19 protein-coding genes and 1 tRNA gene are annotated in these 17163 nt (G+C 54.3%); 5 read left to right on the forward strand and 15 right to left on the reverse strand.

From position 1 onward, the window contains the following. Positions 1-10 precede the first annotated feature (10 nt). The 9 genes from R0137_RS13560 to ffh all read right to left on the reverse strand — a co-directional run bounded on the left by R0137_RS13560 (position 11) and on the right by ffh (position 8303). A complete protein-coding gene (locus R0137_RS13560) occupies positions 11-1300 on the reverse strand; it encodes a homoserine dehydrogenase (RefSeq protein ID WP_407326942.1) in 1290 nt (429 codons plus the stop codon). Between the two features lie 51 nt (positions 1301-1351). Further along, the gene (gene alaC / locus R0137_RS13565; RefSeq protein WP_407326943.1) at positions 1352-2545 is read right to left on the reverse strand and encodes an alanine transaminase; all 1194 of its coding nucleotides are present in this window, start codon (positions 2543-2545) and stop codon (positions 1352-1354) included. A 65-nt stretch (positions 2546-2610) separates the two neighbouring features. Continuing rightward, positions 2611-3396 carry a DsbC family protein gene (locus R0137_RS13570; protein WP_407326944.1) on the reverse strand — a complete coding sequence of 262 codons (786 nt, stop codon included), beginning with the start codon at positions 3394-3396 and terminating at the stop codon, positions 2611-2613. A 177-nt stretch (positions 3397-3573) separates the two neighbouring features. After that, the gene (gene xerD / locus R0137_RS13575; RefSeq protein WP_407326945.1) at positions 3574-4482 is read right to left on the reverse strand and encodes a site-specific tyrosine recombinase XerD; all 909 of its coding nucleotides are present in this window, start codon (positions 4480-4482) and stop codon (positions 3574-3576) included. 150 nt (positions 4483-4632) lie between these two features. Then, the gene (gene rplS, locus R0137_RS13580; protein WP_405272334.1) at positions 4633-4986 is read right to left on the reverse strand and encodes a 50S ribosomal protein L19; all 354 of its coding nucleotides are present in this window, start codon (positions 4984-4986) and stop codon (positions 4633-4635) included. Positions 4987-5144: 158 nt separating this feature from the next. Further along, positions 5145-5894 carry a tRNA (guanosine(37)-N1)-methyltransferase TrmD gene (gene trmD / locus R0137_RS13585; RefSeq protein WP_407326946.1) on the reverse strand — a complete coding sequence of 250 codons (750 nt, stop codon included), beginning with the start codon at positions 5892-5894 and terminating at the stop codon, positions 5145-5147. Further along, complete coding sequence (gene rimM / locus R0137_RS13590) at positions 5894-6433, reverse strand: ribosome maturation factor RimM (RefSeq protein WP_407326947.1); 540 nt, start codon at positions 6431-6433, stop codon at positions 5894-5896. Before rimM ends, trmD begins: the two co-directional genes overlap by 1 nt. 13 nt (positions 6434-6446) lie before the next feature. Continuing rightward, a complete protein-coding gene (gene rpsP, locus R0137_RS13595; protein WP_405272330.1) occupies positions 6447-6704 on the reverse strand; it encodes a 30S ribosomal protein S16 in 258 nt (85 codons plus the stop codon). A gap of 225 nt (positions 6705-6929) precedes the next feature. Beyond that, entirely contained in the window at positions 6930-8303 is a 1374-nt protein-coding gene (gene ffh, locus R0137_RS13600; protein ID WP_407326948.1) for a signal recognition particle protein, read from the reverse strand. A 116-nt stretch (positions 8304-8419) separates the two neighbouring features. Between ffh and R0137_RS13605 the strand changes: the two genes are divergently transcribed. Continuing rightward, positions 8420-9223 (forward strand): inner membrane protein YpjD, encoded by an 804-nt coding sequence (locus R0137_RS13605; protein ID WP_407326949.1) that lies wholly within the window; start codon positions 8420-8422, stop codon positions 9221-9223. A gap of 1 nt (position 9224) precedes the next feature. Then, positions 9225-10481, forward strand: coding sequence for an HlyC/CorC family transporter (locus R0137_RS13610; protein ID WP_407326950.1), 1257 nt, complete (start codon positions 9225-9227; stop codon positions 10479-10481). Positions 10482-10493: 12 nt separating this feature from the next. Here R0137_RS13610 and R0137_RS13615 read toward each other — a convergent pair whose 3' ends face one another. Genes R0137_RS13615 through R0137_RS13635 form a run of 5 tightly spaced genes read right to left on the reverse strand, consistent with a single transcriptional unit; the run spans position 10494 to position 13776 of the window. Further along, a complete protein-coding gene (locus R0137_RS13615) occupies positions 10494-10727 on the reverse strand; it encodes a DUF1289 domain-containing protein (RefSeq protein WP_407326951.1) in 234 nt (77 codons plus the stop codon). Further along, positions 10720-11250 (reverse strand): gamma carbonic anhydrase family protein, encoded by a 531-nt coding sequence (locus R0137_RS13620; protein ID WP_407326952.1) that lies wholly within the window; start codon positions 11248-11250, stop codon positions 10720-10722. The genes R0137_RS13615 and R0137_RS13620 overlap by 8 nt, the downstream gene beginning before the upstream one ends. Positions 11251-11290: 40 nt before the next feature. Continuing rightward, the gene (gene tgt / locus R0137_RS13625; RefSeq protein ID WP_407326953.1) at positions 11291-12391 is read right to left on the reverse strand and encodes a tRNA guanosine(34) transglycosylase Tgt; all 1101 of its coding nucleotides are present in this window, start codon (positions 12389-12391) and stop codon (positions 11291-11293) included. Then, a complete protein-coding gene (gene queA, locus R0137_RS13630; protein ID WP_407326954.1) occupies positions 12388-13446 on the reverse strand; it encodes a tRNA preQ1(34) S-adenosylmethionine ribosyltransferase-isomerase QueA in 1059 nt (352 codons plus the stop codon). The genes tgt and queA overlap by 4 nt, the downstream gene beginning before the upstream one ends. Before the next feature lie 51 nt (positions 13447-13497). After that, on the reverse strand, positions 13498-13776 hold the full coding sequence (locus R0137_RS13635) for a hypothetical protein (protein ID WP_407326955.1): 279 nt from the start codon (positions 13774-13776) through the stop codon (positions 13498-13500). Between the two features lie 243 nt (positions 13777-14019). Here R0137_RS13635 and R0137_RS13640 point away from each other — a divergent pair. Further along, positions 14020-14106 (forward strand) — tRNA-Leu (locus R0137_RS13640). Between the two features lie 8 nt (positions 14107-14114). Beyond that, on the forward strand, positions 14115-15086 hold the full coding sequence (locus R0137_RS13645) for an MBL fold metallo-hydrolase (protein WP_407326956.1): 972 nt from the start codon (positions 14115-14117) through the stop codon (positions 15084-15086). Positions 15087-15107: 21 nt separating this feature from the next. On the opposite strand, the gene ppk2 is transcribed toward R0137_RS13645, so the two are convergent. Beyond that, positions 15108-16061 (reverse strand): polyphosphate kinase 2, encoded by a 954-nt coding sequence (gene ppk2 / locus R0137_RS13650; RefSeq protein WP_407326957.1) that lies wholly within the window; start codon positions 16059-16061, stop codon positions 15108-15110. A gap of 123 nt (positions 16062-16184) precedes the next feature. Here ppk2 and R0137_RS13655 point away from each other — a divergent pair, with 123 nt between their 5' ends. Next, positions 16185-17117, forward strand: a complete 933-nt coding sequence (locus tag R0137_RS13655) for an ROK family protein (RefSeq protein WP_407326958.1) — start codon at positions 16185-16187, stop codon at positions 17115-17117. The last annotated feature ends 46 nt before the right edge of the window (positions 17118-17163 follow it).

Consider the following 17163-nt stretch of genomic DNA (forward strand, 5'->3'; position numbering starts at 1 on the left):
AGGATTACCTTTAGTTTGCCGATTCAATTCGAATGCAATGGGGGTGAGTAATTCCAGGTAATGCTGAAATTGCTGTTACCGCTCGACGCAATGCTTCTTCTCTGGCGCTATTGGTGAGCACCACCACCGGCACGGTTGCCGCAGCCCCTTTGGGTGGCTTTTGGATAAGAGCTTCTATGCTGATGCCTTCGGCGCTCAGGCAATTCGCCAGTTGAGACATGACTCCCGGGCGATCCTCCGCTTGCATGCGAAGGTACCAAGCGCTTGTCACCGCTTCCATAGGCAGAGTGGGAGCTGACTCAAGATTAGAAACAGGTACGCCTAAACAGTGCACGGAGTTACCGCCCGCCCGCGCTATATCCACAATATCAGCCACGACTGCTGACGCCGTAGGTAAACGCCCCGCACCGGCGCCCGAATACACAGTTTCGCCTGCCGCATGGCCCTGAAGTCGCACCGCGTTGAGTACGCCGTCAACGTTAGCGAGCAGCGAACCCTTTGGGAGCAGTGTGGGATGAACGCGAAGCTCTATGCCATCCGCGTGTCGCTTGGCGATGCCCAAGTGCTTAATGCGATAACCAAGCTCGTCAGCAAACTGAATATCCGCTGGTGTGACTGCGCTTATGCCTTCGCAAAACACCGCCGAAAAATTGAGCGGCGTTGAGAAAGCCATCGCGGCAAGGATACTCAGCTTGTGCGCAGCATCTGTGCCCTCCACGTCAAAGGTGGGATCAGCCTCGGCATAACCCAGGGCTTGAGCCTCTGCTAAAACCTCGTCAAAGGGCCGTTGATGCGCGCCCATTTCCGTGAGTATAAAGTTACCCGTCCCATTAATGATGCCCGACAATTCGCTTACGGTATTCGCCGCCATGCCATCGCGGAGGGCTTTAAGAATGGGGACTGCACCCGCAACCGCTGCCTCGCAGAGCAGACTACCGCCACACTCTTCTGCAAGGGCCAATAGCTCATTGCCATGCTCAGCTATAAGCGCTTTGTTAGCCGTAACCACGGACTTTCCGCAGCGTAATGCGGTCTCAACGATATCCTTCGCCAGAGTCGTACCGCCGATGCTTTCAACCACAACATCGACATCGTCCGCCCGCGCCACCTCCAGTAGGTCGCGGTGAACCGGCACATCACCGGTAGGACAGTCCTCTCGGTCTCGCCGGGCGCCGACGCGAGTCAGCAAAAGCTCGCGACCTGCTCGCGCGCCCAATAAAACGGCCTGGCTACGAAGCAGCTCTATGGTGCCACCACCAACGGTGCCGTTGCCGCAGACTCCAATCCGCAAAGCGCTCATTGTATTAAATGTACTCCAACTGTCATTCATCTACGCCGCTTTCCCAAGGTCTCAAGCCTCGGGAATGCCGTCCTCACGAAACATACGTTTAATATTGCGAATCGCCTGGCGTGTTCGGTGCTCGTTCTCAATAAGTCCGAAGCGCACATAGCCCTCGCCATACTCGCCAAAACCGATACCTGGAGACACAGCGACCTTTGCGTCCTTAATCAGCTTTTTACTGAACTCCAGGGAGCCCATTTCACGGTAGGCTTCGGGAATCTCTGCCCAGACGAACATCGTCGCCTTTGGGGGTGTAACCGGCCAACCGCTCGCTGTTAAGCCTTCACAAAGAACGTCGCGACGAGACTGGTACATCACGTTTATTTCTGACACACATGCCTGATCACCCTCTAGCGCGGCGATTGCAGCGACCTGTATCGGGGTAAACATGCCGTAGTCCAGGTAAGACTTCATGCGAGCAAGAGCGCCGACTAAGGTGGAGTTTCCGCAGCAAAAGCCAATGCGCCATCCAGGCATGTTGTAGCTCTTGGACATGCTAAAAAACTCTACCGCCACTTCTCGGGCACCTTCCACCTGCAAGATAGAGGGAGCAACGTAACCGTCGAAGCAAAGGTCCGCGTAGGCTAGATCTTGCACAACCCAAATTTTGTGCTCCCGCGCTATCTCAACCACTTTCTCAAAGAACGGCAGTTCCACGCAGTGTGTGGTGGGGTTCGAGGGAAAGTTAAGCACCAGCATCTTAGGTTTGGGCCAACTGTTACGGATAGCATTTTCCAGCTCTTGAAAAAACTCGTCTTCGTTACCCATTGGAACGTGGCGAATATCCGCACCGGAGATCACAAAACCATAGGGGTGAATAGGATAAGAAGGGTTAGGAACAAGAATGGCGTCGCCGGGACCCGTGGTTGCTAGGGCCAAATGCGCCAGGCCTTCTTTAGAACCAAGAGTGACGATCGCTTCAGACTCAGGATCGAGCTCCACCGCGTAACGATTTCGGTACCAATCGCAGATCGCTTTTCGTAAGCGGGGTATGCCTTTGGATTGAGAATAGCGATGAGTGTCTGGGCGCTGCGCAGCCTCTATCATCTTATCAACGATATGCGCGGGCGTCGGTTGATCAGGATTGCCCATCCCGAAATCAATGATGTCCTCCCCCGCTGCACGTGCGGCCTGCTTTAAGTCACCAACAATGCTGAAGACATAGGGCGGGAGGCGCTGGATGCGCTGAAATTGCTCTTCCACGGGGACTCGCTGTGCTCTCGGTGTCGGTAAACTAACTTTCTTTGGGGGATCGCTTTACTATGGGGCTATTGTAACCCCAGCACCGCTATCAAATCATCGGCGCTCTTGTACCCTGGGATCATCTCTCCACCAGGGGTAACAATCGCGGGCGTGCCGCGCACACCAAGCTGCTGCCCAAGCGCAAACTGCTCAGCGATGGGGTTTCCGGGGCAAACATTCTCTTCGAGCTCTTCGCGATTCTTAAAGGCAGTCAAAGTTGCCTGTCGATCATCAGAGCACCAGGCACTAGCCAGCTGGCGAAAACCCGGCGACCCAATGCCCTGTCGGGGATAAGCAAGGTATCGCACTTCAACGCCGCGCCGATTCAACTCTGGCACCTCTTTATGGAGTTTTTGGCAGTAAAAACAGGACACATCGGTGAACACAGTGATACTGCTGAGGGTTTCCCCTTCGGCAGGAAAGACAATGACGTGTTTCTCTGGAACAGCGGCAATAGCGTCCTTACGATCGTTAGAGCGTTGTAGCTCGCCCAGATTAACTAGCCCTGTGAGACCGACATTGTAGAGGTCACCGACAAGAAAATAGTCGCCACTCTCCGTCGCGTAAACCGTAGGCCCAGATACGATGGATACTTTGTAAAGACCCGGCAGCTCACTGGCTTTTACGCTCTGCACTTCCAAGCCAATTTGTGGCGCGCCGAGACGTAATCGGAGCTTCTTCTCAATCGCGGGATCTACACCTTCGGCCGCGACGCCTAGCTGTGCGAACGTCGCAACGGTAAAGATGCAAAAACTAACCGATGCCAGTAAGCGAATAATCAGGGGACGTGGAGAAGTCCGACGTGAGTACATGAAATAGATCCCATTGCTTTGCCGCATAAAGCAGCCCGAAAAATGCCTGATAGAGCCTTTGATCATACCAGTCTTCGATAGTTCACTCAGTAAAAGATCGTGCGCAAATTCAACATCGAGGCCAATAACAACACGGCTTTGAAGTGGGTTTTAGACCTCCTCTCTTCGACGCCGCCCTCAGCCCCGAGGATGGTGTTTTGCGTGAAGACTCTGGAGACGTTGCTTCGCGACATGGGTGTAAATTTGGGTAGTGCTGAGATCGCTGTGCCCAAGCAACAACTGAACAACACGCAGATCAGCGCCGTGATTCACCAAGTGAGTAGCAAAAGCGTGCCTTAAAACGTGCGGCGAGATCGATTTCTGAATTCCCGCCGTCGCCGCATGCTGCTTGATTCGGTGCCAGAACGTCTGTCGGGTCATCATTTGGGCTCGCCGGCTGGGAAACAAAACCTCCGACGACGTATTCCCCAGTAAATCGGGTCTAACGTCCCGCAGATATCGCTGTATCCAGTGTAGTGCTTCCTCTCCAATGGGTACCAGACGCTCCTTCCCACCCTTCCCAATGATTCTGAGCACGCCCTGATTCAGACTTAGCTGTGACAGCGTCAAGCCGGTTAACTCGGACACGCGCAGGCCACAGGCATAAAGCAGCTCCAGCATGCAGCGATCCCGAAATCCAATAGGATCTTCTAAATCGGGAGCCTTCAGGAGCGCATCTACGTCGGATTCAGAAAGAGTTTTGGGTAACGGTCTGCCCAATTTTGGACTATCCAGACCCAGAGTGGGGTCGTCCGAAAGTTGCCCGTTGCGAAGAAGGTGACGATAGAAACCTCTTAAACAAGACAGTGCACGAGCTGCTGAACGCGGGGAGCGCTTGCTCTGAAGAAGACTCGCTAGATAAGCCTCTATGTCGCTCCTGGAAACCTCGACAGCGCTGTGGCCTCGACTCTGAACCCACCGAGAATAAGCTTGAAGATCCCGCCGGTACGCAGCCAGAGTGTTCTCACTTAAACCCTTCTCCATCCAAACCGCATCCAGATAGGATTCGAGATGGGGGAAGTCGCTGCTGATGACAGATTTGGGCATGAGGTGAGCTTAGCAAAGTCGCAGGCAAACACGGCTTAAAATAGGCCCAAAAACCTATAGCTTCTACAAAACACAGGGTACAAAAAAACGGCCGTCCCAATGGGAGCGGCCGCTTTAGGGTGTTCTTAGGCCGCAGACGCGACCGAAGAATTAACCCAGCTTTTCTTTGATACGCGCTGAACGACCTGAACGCTCACGCAGGTAGTAGAGCTTAGCCTGACGAACGTCACCGCGACGCTTAACCTCAATAGACTCCAGCAAACGTGAGTAGGTCTGGAAAGTACGCTCAACGCCAACACCGTGGGAAATCTTTCGAACGGTAAAAGCAGAGTTCAGGCCACGGTTACGCTTACCCAGCACAACGCCCTCGAAGGCCTGCAGGCGCTCACGGCTACCTTCCTTTACCTTTACCTGAACAACGACTGTATCGCCGGGCGCAAACTCCGGTAACTCTTTATCCATCTGCTCAGCGTCAAGCTGAGAAATAATTGCATTGGTGCTCATTTTGTTGCTCCCAAACTACTCTTGTTCAATAGGCCGCTCATAGGAACGATCTTGTATAAAAATTCATGTCTCGCTCTGGTTCGCACCGGAATAGTCGGTCTCCGAATTGCGTCTCTAAGCAAATTTTCACCGGCACTCACTAGTGCTCGAATACCAGACTAGACCAAGTCTCTCTGATATTCCGCCAGGAGTAACTGCTCTTCTGCAGTGAGCTCCCGACGCTTTTCCAGCGCTTCGAGCAAATCCGGCCGCCGCTCCCAGGTCCTTCCCAGCGCCTGCTTCAGGCGCCAACGTCGGATCGCAGCATGATCTCCGCTGAGCAGCACTGCAGGGACATCTTCTCCCTTGTACTGTTCTGGCCGAGTAAAATGCGGACAATCCAGCAAACCCTGCGCGAAAGAATCTTCTTCCGCTGAATCTTCGTGTCCCAATACTCCTGGCAGTAATCGCGCAACTGCGTCGACAACTACCAGCGCGGCTAACTCTCCACCGCTTAATACGTAGTCACCGATGGAGACTTCCTCATCCACCGCCGACCTGACCAAACGCTCGTCAACACCTTCGTATCGACCCGCGAGTAACACCATTCCAGGCGTTTCGGCCAATGACTTTGCTCGCTCATGATCGAACTTCCGCCCCTGAGGCGAAAGATAAATCACTGGCGCGGCTTCTCCCGCAAACTCGCGTCCCGCTTCGAGGGCCGCTGCAAGAGGCTCCGGCCGCATCACCATCCCCGGTCCGCCACCGTAAGGGCGATCATCGACGCTGCGATGCCGATCCGTAGTGTAATCCCGCGGGTTTACCGCTCGGAGCTGCAGTCGATCATCACGCACTGCTCGCCCTGTCACACCCAGATCACTCACCATGCTGAGCATCTCTGGAAAGAGTGTGACCATCGCAATTCGCATCAATCTTCCGGATGCCAGTCGACGGTCATCGTCCCGTTCTCTAACTCCACCGACAGAACAACCGTGTCTGGCAAGTAGGGAATGAGTCTTTCCCGCTCATCGGCACTACCCTTACAAGGGCGCAGCACCAATACGTCGTTGGCGCCAGTCTCCAGCAGGTGGTCAATCTCGCCGAGCAGCAGCTTTTGCCCCTCGTGTTCGCTCCACACCTGCAAACCCTGCAACTGGTGCCAGTAGTACTCATCGGAATCTAAAACAGGTAACTCCGATCTGGGAACCCATATTTCGGTACCCTTTAGCAGCTCAGCATCGGTGCGATTGTCTACACCCACCACTCTGGCTACCCAAGCTTTGCCCTGGATACGTCCATCGGCCAGCTCGATTGGTTCTGCATTCCGCCGCCTCTTGATCAGGTGGCTAGTGAAGGCAAAAAAGTTCTCGGGCGGGTCAGTAAAAATCTGAAGTTTGACCCAACCCTTGATGCCGTAAACACCGGAGATTTTTCCGGCGAGGAGCATCTGATCCTCGGGCGTGTTCATGCCCGAGAGGCCGTTAAGCCGCTTCGCTGCTCGACTCTGCGACGCTGAGAAGCTTCGCTACGCGAGCGGACAATTGCGCACCCTGGCCCTGCCAGTACTCGATGCGCGCACGATCAACGCGCAGGCGCTCTTCTTGACCTCGAGCCACAGGATTAAAGAACCCCACACGCTCAATGAAACGACCGTCGCGAGATCTGCGGCTGTCGGTTACTGTCAGGTGATAAAAAGGACGTTTCTTAGCGCCACTACGTGATAGTCGAATAGTTACCATTGCCTTGCCAACTCACTCCTGCGAAAACCCGTAATCCTCTGCCATCTTCGGCGTTTGGCTACAGATCATCGATAAACACTCGATAAATTCGGGTAACCGTTAAGCACAATGCTTTTCGGACCCCTGCGAAAGGTGGCGCATCATACAGAAAACAGAGCGCTGATGAAAGCCCTCCAAGCTGTGATTTTTTCAATACTTGCGGGCGGTTAGAGCCGCCTGGAGCCGTTAGCGCATGGGCGGAAAACCGCCGCCCCCGGGAGGCATCATTCCACCCATGCCGCGCATCATCTTCTCCATGCCGCCGCCCTTCATTTTCTTCATCATTTTGGCCATCTGTTTGTGCTGTTTCAGAAGGCGATTGAGATCCTGCACCTGCGTGCCGGATCCACGCGTGATACGACGTTTACGTGTACCTTGAATCAATTCAGGATTGCGTCGCTCCCGCGGAGTCATCGAGTTAATCATCGCCTCCATGCGGGCAAAGGATTTATTGTCGATTTGTGATTGGGCAGCCTGCGCCATTCCGGCCATACCTGGCATCTTGTCCAACATGCTTGCCATGCCGCCCATATTGTTCATCTGCTGGAGCTGATCACGGAGATCCTCAAGGTCAAATTTCTTGCCCTTCTTGACCTTGCGAGCCAGTTTCTCGGCCTTGACCCGGTCAACTTTCTGCTCCACCTCCTCGATAAGTGACAGCACGTCCCCCATTCCGAGAATCCGTGACGCGAGGCGATCCGGGTGAAAGGGATCCAGAGCTTCGGTTTTCTCGCCCACACCCAAGAACTTGATGGGCTTGCCGGTAATCTGGCGAACGGACAGCGCAGCACCGCCACGACTGTCTGCATCAACCTTTGTCAAAATGACACCGGTTAGCGGTAATGCCTCGCCAAAGGCCTTTGCTGTGTTAGCGGCGTCTTGCCCGGTCATAGCATCAACGACGAAGAGCGTCTCCACCGGCGTTACCGCCTTCTCCAGATCCGCGATCTCGGACATCATGGCTTCGTCTACGGCCAAACGACCCGCCGTATCAACGATCAACACGTCACTAAATTGAATTTTCGCGTGCTCTCGCGCAGCCAGGGCTATATCAACGGGCTTCTGATCTACTGTAGAGGGGAAAAAGTCGACCCCAATCTCTCCAGCAAGCGTTTCCAATTGCTTGATCGCCGCGGGACGATAAACGTCAGCACTCACTACCGTGACTTTCTTTTTATCGCGCTCCTTCAGCAGCTTGGCAAGCTTCGCGGCCGATGTGGTCTTACCCGCTCCTTGGAGTCCTGCCAGAAGAATGACCGCAGGAGGCTGCGCCGACAAATCCAGAGCCTCGTTCGCCGAGCCCATAACCGACTCAAGCTCGGCCTGTACGATTTTAAGAAACGCCTGACCCGGGCTGAGACTACTCATCACCTCCTGGCCAAGAGCACGCTGCTTCACAGCGTCTACAAACTGCGTAACAACCGGCAGCGCTACGTCTGCCTCAAGAAGGGCCATACGCACTTCTCGCAAAGTGCCCTGAATATTCTCTTCACTGAGTCGCGCCTTACCAGTTACGGAACGAAGGCTCTGGGTTAATCGCTCGGAAAGATTCTGAAACATGAGACAAAAAGTCCTTTGGAAGCGCGTAATGTACTCGCGCGCGCTATTGATTACACAGTGACAAGTCGGTACAAGGGAACGCAAGTATACGCGCCGCGGAGCCGGCTCCCAAACCCATGTCCATAGCATTCATTGCCGTCATTGCTGCACTGCTGTATCTCGCCGCTGCGGGACTGCAATTAGCCAGCGCTTTGCAACACAACGGCAGCCTAAGTCGCAGCCTGATTGTGATCGCAATCTTCGCTTTGGGGTGCCACGCATTTCTAACCTGGCACAATATTTATGGACACGAAGGCGTCAACTTTGGTTTTTTCCGAATTTTTTCCCTGATTTTTCTATGTATCAACTGCGTCTGTTTACTGGCACTCACTAAACGCCCCCTCCAGAACCTGCTCGTCATTCTGTTTCCGCTCTCCGCCGTAGGTATTCTGATATCCACTCTCGGCCCGGATACGGGCGCTAGAGAGCATAAAGTGCCGCTGGGCGTAGCTGCCCACGTGGGAAGCTCAGTGGTTGCCTACTCGATTCTTACCCTAGCCGCGATTCAGGCGGCCCTGCTGGCCGCTCAGGACGCCCAGCTCAAACGTCGCCAAATGGGCGGCCTGCTTGGCGTGCTTCCACCGTTGCAGCTAATGGAGAGCATGCTCTTTGAATTGATATGGGTTGGCTTTGTCGCCCTGACGCTCTCTATTGGTACCGGCGTGTTGTTCATGCAGGACATATTTGCTCAGCATCTGGTGCACAAAACCGTATTAAGCATCGCCGCGTGGATTCTATTCGCTGTGCTCCTATGGGGACGGCACTGGCTGGGGTGGCGCAGTCAAACCGCAGTGAGACTCACGGTGAGTGGCTCTACGGTGCTAATGCTGGCGTTTTTGGGGTCCAAGCTCGTCCTCGAGTTGGTGCTGGAGAAAAGCTGAATTGAACGAAGCACCACTCGGCCTTCTGTTTGCTGTGTTAGCAGCACTGATTCTCATGTCCGGTTTTTTCTCCAGCTCCGAAACCGGCATGATGTCGCTCAACCGCTACCGCCTGAAACACCTTCGCAAGCAAAAGCACAAAGGTGCCCAACGAGCAAGCAAGCTGCTGGAGCGTCCGGATCGTCTTATCGGTTTGATACTGATTGGCAACAATCTGGTTAACATCGCCGCTTCGGCCATCGCAACAGTAATCGCCATCCGACTTTACGGCGATGCGGGCATTGTCATAGCGACTATCCTGCTCACGCTGGTGATACTCATTTTTGCCGAGGTGACGCCTAAGACAATCGCCGCCCTGTATCCAGAGAAGGTCGCTTTCCCCGCAAGCGTTGTACTGCTTCCGCTCATGCGCTTGCTCATTCCATTAGTTGCTATCGTCAATTGGGTAACTAATGGGCTGTTGCGACTACTGGGAATCAATACCAACGAAGCTGGCGAAGAACGGGTATCCCGGGAAGAACTTCGCACGATTGTCTCAGATCCTGATGCGATGATCCCCCAACGTCACCGAGGCATGCTCGTCAACATCCTGGATCTTGAAGGTGTGACCGTTGACGACATCATGGTCCCTAGAAACGAGTTCTACGGCATCGACCTGGATGCGAGCGATGACGTAATTCTGGAAACCATTCATGGTAGCAACCATACACTGTTACCCGTCTGGCGTGAGGACAGCAATAACATCGAAGGAGTCCTGCACCTGAGAAATGCCAGCCGTGTTATGGACCGCGAAGGTTTGTCACGGAGCGGCTTGCTGGCAGCGCTGGATAAGCCCTACTTCATCCCCGAGAGCACGCCACTGCACACACAGCTTCGCAACTTTCAGCAGAAAAAGTTTCGCTTAGCGCTTGTTGTCGATGAATACGGAGATGTTATCGGTTTGGTTGCTGTGGCAGATATTCTTGAAGAAATCGTGGGCGAATTCACCTCAAACCTTAGCGACAGTTCCGATGAGATCTACCCCCAGCGCGATGGCAGCTACGTTTTCGACGGCGGCGCCAGTGTCAGGGATATCAACAAGGCTTTGAAGTGGGAACTCCCCACGGACGGACCTAAAACCCTGTCCGGCCTCGTGCTGGAGTATCTAGAATCGTTTCCCGACGCCAACGCAGGACTGCGGATCGGCGGCTACTGCTTCGAGATACTAGAGCTAGAGGGCAATGTCGTGCGCGCTGTGAAAGGCAGACCCTCACAATGATTCCTTCAGGTTCTACAGCAGTCGAATAGGGCTGTCGGCCTCACGGCGCTCTTTTGCCCTGTCCAGCATCTCGCGCTTTTGTGCGGCGCTTGCCATAAACCAATCCGTTATCTCTTCGGCGCTGCGATAACAGCCCATACAGATATCGTTTTCATCCAAAGCGCAGATAGATACGCAGGGGGACCCTGGCTCCTCGGCTGAAGCAGCGCCCTCGGGACCCGCCTTCCAGTCAAGGGAGTCAATCATCACTAAGTGCTTCCAGATCACTGTTATAACGTGCTGCGTTGCTCGAGTAGTGCTCTGCATTGAGCGCTAGCATTGCCTGTTGATCAGCACTTAACGTCTTTTTGACCACGGCAGGCGAGCCCAGAACCAATGAGCCATCGGGCACTTCCATACCCTCTGTCACGAGCGCATTTGCACCTATCAGGCAGTTCTTTCCAATTTTAGCCCCATTGAGTACGACGGCATTGATTCCCACCAGTGAGCCATCGCCAATGCTGCAACCATGAATCATAGCGTTGTGGCCGATAGTGACATTCTCGCCGATCATGGCGGGAAAGCCGGGGTCCGCATGAATCACCGTACCATCCTGGATATTGCTCCCGGCCCCCACTTCTATGGCCTCGACATCACCCCGAAGCACACAGGAAAACCAAACGCTGCTTTTAGCGCGGAGTGTTACTCGACCAATAACTGCGGCATTGGGCGCCACGAAGTGTCCTTCGCCATCAAGAACCGGAGTCTCTTCCCCAAGTTTGTACAGCATCCTATGCCTCTCTTTTTAACTGTTCGCTGAGCGTTCAGACCTAGCAACTTGCTTGAGCATGGTAGAACTCATCTGCAAAAGCATCCAAACGTCGAGCTTCAATTGCCTCACGGATGCCACGCATATGATCCTGATAATAATGCAGATTGTGTAGTGTATTGAGCTGAGACCCTAAGATCTCATTGCACTTATCCAGATGATGCAAATACGCACGACTAAAGTTCGAGCACGTGTAGCACGCGCAGTTTTCGTCAAGGGCGGCAGTACTGTGGCGATGCTTGGCGTTGCGAATTTTTATAACACCCGTTGAAGTAAACAGGTGGCCGTTTCTGGCATTTCTAGTGGGCATCACACAGTCGAACATGTCGACACCTCGTCGAACGCCCTCTAACAAATCAGCCGGCGTACCAACTCCCATCAAATAGCGGGGATGATTCTTGGGCAACAAGGGTTGAAGTCCTTCGAGCACCTTTAGCATTTCGTCTTTGGGCTCTCCTACGGACAGCCCGCCGATGGCGTAGCCGTCAAAACCAATCTCCCGCAGACCGTCCAGTGACCGAGCTCTCAAGTCGGGGTACATGCCACCTTGAATAATACCGAAGAGCGCTGCCTTGCTATCTCCGTGAGCGACCCGACTACGCTTTGCCCAGCGCAGCGAAAGCTCCATGGAGGTGGCTGCCTCTTCATGACTTGCCGGAAAAGGAGTGCATTCGTCAAAGATCATCACGATGTCGCTGCCGAGCGCACGCTGAATCGCCATGGATTTTTCAGGATCCAAAAACACTTTGTCGCCGTCTACCGGAGAGCGGAAAGAAACACCCTCTTCACTAATCCTTCGCATGTCACCAAGGCTGAACACCTGGAAACCGCCGGAGTCGGTAAGAATCGGTCCCTGCCACTGCATGAAATCGTGCAAGTCACCATGGGCTGCGATCACCTCGGTTCCGGGACGTAGCCATAGATGAAAAGTGTTTCCCAGAATAATTTGAGCGCCTAGAGATTTAACATCTCTTGGAAGCATCCCTTTCACGGTGCCGTAGGTTCCCACTGGCATAAACGCGGGAGTCTCGACGACGCCCCGGTCAAAGTGCAGACGAGATCGACGGGCCGCGCCATCACTGGATAGCTGTTCAAACTTCACTGTGGTCGCGCCTCGGGCTGGGGGGTCAGGAACATAGCATCCCCATAGCTAAAGAACCGATAGCGCTCAGCCACAGCTTCGTTATAAGCACTGAGCATCAAATCTGTGCCGCAGAAGGCGCTTACAAGCATCAACAGAGTGGACTCCGGCAGGTGAAAGTTAGTGATCATTGCATCAACGCAGTTAAAGCTGCGACCCGGATAGATAAACAATCGCGTATCTCCAACATAGGGCTCTAGCTTGCCAGAAGCCGACGCAGTTTCGAGACTGCGCACCGCGGTGGTACCTACGGCCACCACGCGGCCTCCCCTCTCGCGGGTTTCGGCCACAGCCTCAACGACTGCCTGATTGACCTCGAGGTACTCTGCATGCATCTCATGGTCACGGATATCGTCGCTGCGTACGGGCTGAAACGTGCCGGCGCCCACGTGCAAAGTAACCTGAGCTCGTTGCACGCCCATGGAATCCAGCTTGTCCAATAGAGCATGATCGAAGTGGAGACCCGCGGTCGGTGCAGCGACTGCGCCATCCCGCTGCGCGTACACGGTTTGATACCGCTCTCTATCTTCAAGAGCATCTGCCCTGTCGATATAGGGCGGCAATGGCATATGCCCAATCCGCGTCAAAAGAGGTCCTAAGTTCTGGGCACTGGTGATTTGGAACAAATCGCCCTCTCGCCCCTCAACCGTGAGCACATCGTCGCTTGCAGGGCTGTCCGCATCGGCTGCCAAAGCGATCGTCATTCCCGGTCGCGGCGTTTTACTGGCTCGCACATGCGCCAGCGCACTGCGCTCTCCCGTAAGGCGCTCGATAAGAATTTCCACACGGCCACCCGTCTCTTTAACACCGAAGAGGCGCGCGGGAAGCACGCGGGTGTCATTGAAAACCAACAGGTCTCCAGGCTTGAGCTGTGATGGAAGATCAGAAAACTGCGCGTGATTCAGCGCTTTTGTTTCGCCGTCAACGCATAGTAGTCGGCTCGCAGAGCGCTCGGCGAGCGGTTGCTGTGCGATAAGTTCGGGAGGTAAGTCGTAATTAAAGTCTGAGCGTTGCATGGCGAGACTGGCGCGGGGATACCCGCGCCGTGTTACAAATAAGGCTGCTGATTACGCGGTTTCTTCGCCATCTTCCTCAGGGGCAGCTTCTTCGGCAGGCGCCTCTTCAGCGGCGGTGTCTTCAGCTGATGCTTCTTCAGCGGGCGCTTCTTCAGGAGCAGCTTCTACTGCGGCAGGCTCTGCAACCTTGATCAAGCCTTCTTCCAAGAGGATGCGAACCTTCTCTTCGCCATTAACCGGGCGCTTAGAAGCGTCTTTTACTGCATAACGCTCATCGCCACGCTGGAAAACACTGTATTCGTCAGTCTTCTTTACCAATTTCATGGTCATACTTCTTTTCTCTCTGTCGGCGCGCCCTTTCGACGCGTGGGCGGATACTCAGTTTGGGCAGAGCACACGCTCTGCGCGGGCGGAGTGTACAGAAACATGCCCGGATCTGACAGCCTCAAAATTGCCACGCCCGCGACTTTGGGTGCACATATTCAAAGATCTTATAGACAAGATATGGCTACAGACGATTGTGCACTGTTATACTCGCGTCCGCTCACTTATTGGGCGACGCAACCCTTCAGTGCCGAAGTGGTGAAATTGGTAGACACAGGGGATTCAAAATCCCCCGCCTTAACAGGTGTGCCGGTTCGAGTCCGGCCTTCGGTACCACTTTTCTTATGACCTCAATGACCTCAACAACGTCAGCGGTGTTTCAGTCTCTCAATAACAACATCTACTGTATCGATGCTTTGTATACAGGCCCAGATATAGCCTGCTGCTATCTCCTCGTTGACGGCGACGAATGCGCGCTCATCGAAACTGGCACTGCGCTTAGTGTCGACAATATTTTGGCGACGCTTCGGACGTTGTCCATCCCGAAAGAGCAACTACGCTATATCGTTCCTACGCACGTTCACCTTGATCATGCAGGCGGCGCGGGTGCTCTTATGCAGCAGCTCCCTCAGGCCACGCTGCTTATTCATCCCAAGGGTGCGAGACACATCATTGACCCCACCCGATTGATTGCCAGTGCACAGCTGGTCTATGGAAAGGAGCTGTTCGTCCAACTCCACGGCGAAGTTGTACCGGTGGATGCTCATCGCGTTCAAACAATCGAGGACGGCGAAACCCTCATGGTTGGCCAGAGGCGTTTACGTGTAAAGCACACGCGGGGCCATGCCGATCATCATTTCTGCTTGTTCGATGAGCAAAGTAAGGGGTGGTTCAGCGGAGACATGTTTGGCGTGAGCTACGCCCGTCAGCGTTTTGCGAAGAGTGCCTATGTAATGCCGGCCACTACGCCGACGCAGTTTGACCCGACGCTCTATCAAAACTCGGTACAAACACTATGCGAGAGCGATCCTGCCGTTTTCTACCTCACGCACTTTGGCGCTCTGACTTTCCAAAAGTCTCAGCAAGAATGCTTGCTGCGGCAGCTCGAACAATATGCTTCCTTGGGTAGCCGCTTTGCCGGCGACATACCCGCTCTTGAAACGGCCGTCTTAGATGTTACCCGTGCTGAGTTACGGCATCTGCTCCCCGCTTCGCGAATAGAGGTCGAGACTAGTGCTTTGACACTGGATGCGAAACTTAACGCTCAGGGTATCGCCTGGTGGAGCCAGCAACAGACCAGCCTCGCAAACGCCTAGGCACTCGCAAAGCAAAAGGCACTACCACTCGCCAACCGACGGGCCCAGAATGTGCCGTGAACGCCCAATCACATGCTGACTATGACCGACCAGTAAAGGGTCCGGGCGACGAACAAGGTGGGTATCCTTCTCTGGGTAATCAAGGCTGGCTAAAAAGTGCTGCATACAGGCTAGACGCGCTCGCTTTTTGTCAGATGACTTAATAACAGTCCATGGCGCATCAGCCGTATCGGTATAAAAAAACATAGCTTCTTTTGCTTCGGTGTACTCATCCCACTTATCAATCGACGCCTGATCAATGGGCGAGAGCTTCCACTGTTTCAGTGGGTCTGTTTTACGACGAGAGAAACGAGCATGCTGTTCATCTTTTGTAACCGAGAACCAGTACTTAAACAGACGCACTCCACTGCGCACCAACATTCGTTCTAGATCTGGCGTCTGACGCATGAACTCCAAATACTCTTCCGGAGTACAAAACTCCATGACACGCTCTACTCCCGCACGGTTGTACCAAGAGCGATCAAATAGAACAATTTCGCCATCGGAGGGCAGATGCTTCATGTATCGCTGAAAATACCACTGGCCGCGCTCTTGGTCCGTCGGTTTTTCCAAAGCAACAACCCGCGCACCTCGTGGATTTAAATGCTCCATGAAGCGCTTAATTGTTCCTCCCTTACCCGCGGCATCCCGCCCTTCAAACAAGACAACAATTTTCTGCCCGCTGTCTTTTACCCACTGCTGCACCTTGAGCAGCTCCACCTGCAGTGCTTGTTTCTTCTCTTCGTAGTCTCGACGGGGAATCTTGCTCTTGTAGGGATAGTCGCCAGAGATAAAGAGCTCCCGAATCGCTGCAGGGTCGTGTCGCATTTTCGCCAGCTGGTGGAGTCGCTGCGAACGATCTGCACTATCAACTAACAAGTCGTTCTCGCTGCTTAAACCGTCAACTACTTGTGAAGCCTTTAATGAATCGCTCATCCTGCGCCTATCTCCGCTGACTTTTGATTCGGTCATTTGGCCTTAAGAGGTATGCTCTTGCCATGATCCCAATCAATGAAATGCGCAAAACGAGTGAGATACACCGGTGCAAAGGATTCTCGGATGACAAATAGACCCCGATTGCTGGGAGTAGACCTTGGGGGCACCAAAATAGAAGCAGCACTCCTTGATCACGAAGGAGTGGTGACTCACCGAGCGCGCTGTAAGACACCCCACGGGAATTACGCTGAGACACTCTCCGCAATACGCGAGCTGTGTGAACAATTAGAGTCCAGTGCAAATCTGACTGAGCGGCTGCCTTTGGGTATCTGTACTCCCGGATCGCCGTCACCCGACACCGGACTGATGCGAAACTGCAATAGCACGTCGCTGAACGGCCAAACCCTGCGCCGAGATCTGGAAGAAGCCTGCGCCCGCCCAGTTCGCATGGCGAATGACGCCGACTGCATGACCTTGTCCGAAGCGAGCGACGGTGCGGGGGCAGAAGAGCAAGTTGTGTTCGGCGTAATTCTCGGGACGGGCGTGGGCGGAGGTATCGCAACAAACCGCAGCCTACTCCAAGGCCCCAACGCCATTAGCGGCGAATGGGGGCATAACCCAATGCCATTGGCACGAGTTGACGAACTGCCGGAGAGCCTTAACCACCCCCGTCTTTGCTACTGCGGACGGGAGGACTGCGTTGAAACATGGCTGAGTGGCCCTGGGTTGGCGCTGACTCACGAGCAGCTGCACTGCGAGTCCATCGTCGTAGAGCAACTGTCCAAGGGGACCCCGGACGACAGACATCGCGAGACACTCACCCTCTACAACGACTTGTTGAGCGCCGCGCTAGCGGGCATCGTCAATGTGTTGGACCCCGACGTTATCGTGTTGGGAGGAGGCCTTTCCAACATTCCATGTATCTACACCGAGATACCGCAACTACTGGCGCCCAAGGTCTTCTCTGATATCTGCCGAACAAAACTCAAACCTGCCACGCATGGCGACAGCAGTGGCGTTCGCGGAGCGGCCTGGCTGTGGTGGGGCTATGCCTGAGCCTTACACGGTGATGGGGCTCTCCATAGACAGCAAGACCTGACTG

The sequence above is a fragment of the Congregibacter brevis genome, from assembly GCF_045689245.1.
Taxonomy (GTDB): domain Bacteria; phylum Pseudomonadota; class Gammaproteobacteria; order Pseudomonadales; family Halieaceae; genus Congregibacter; species Congregibacter brevis.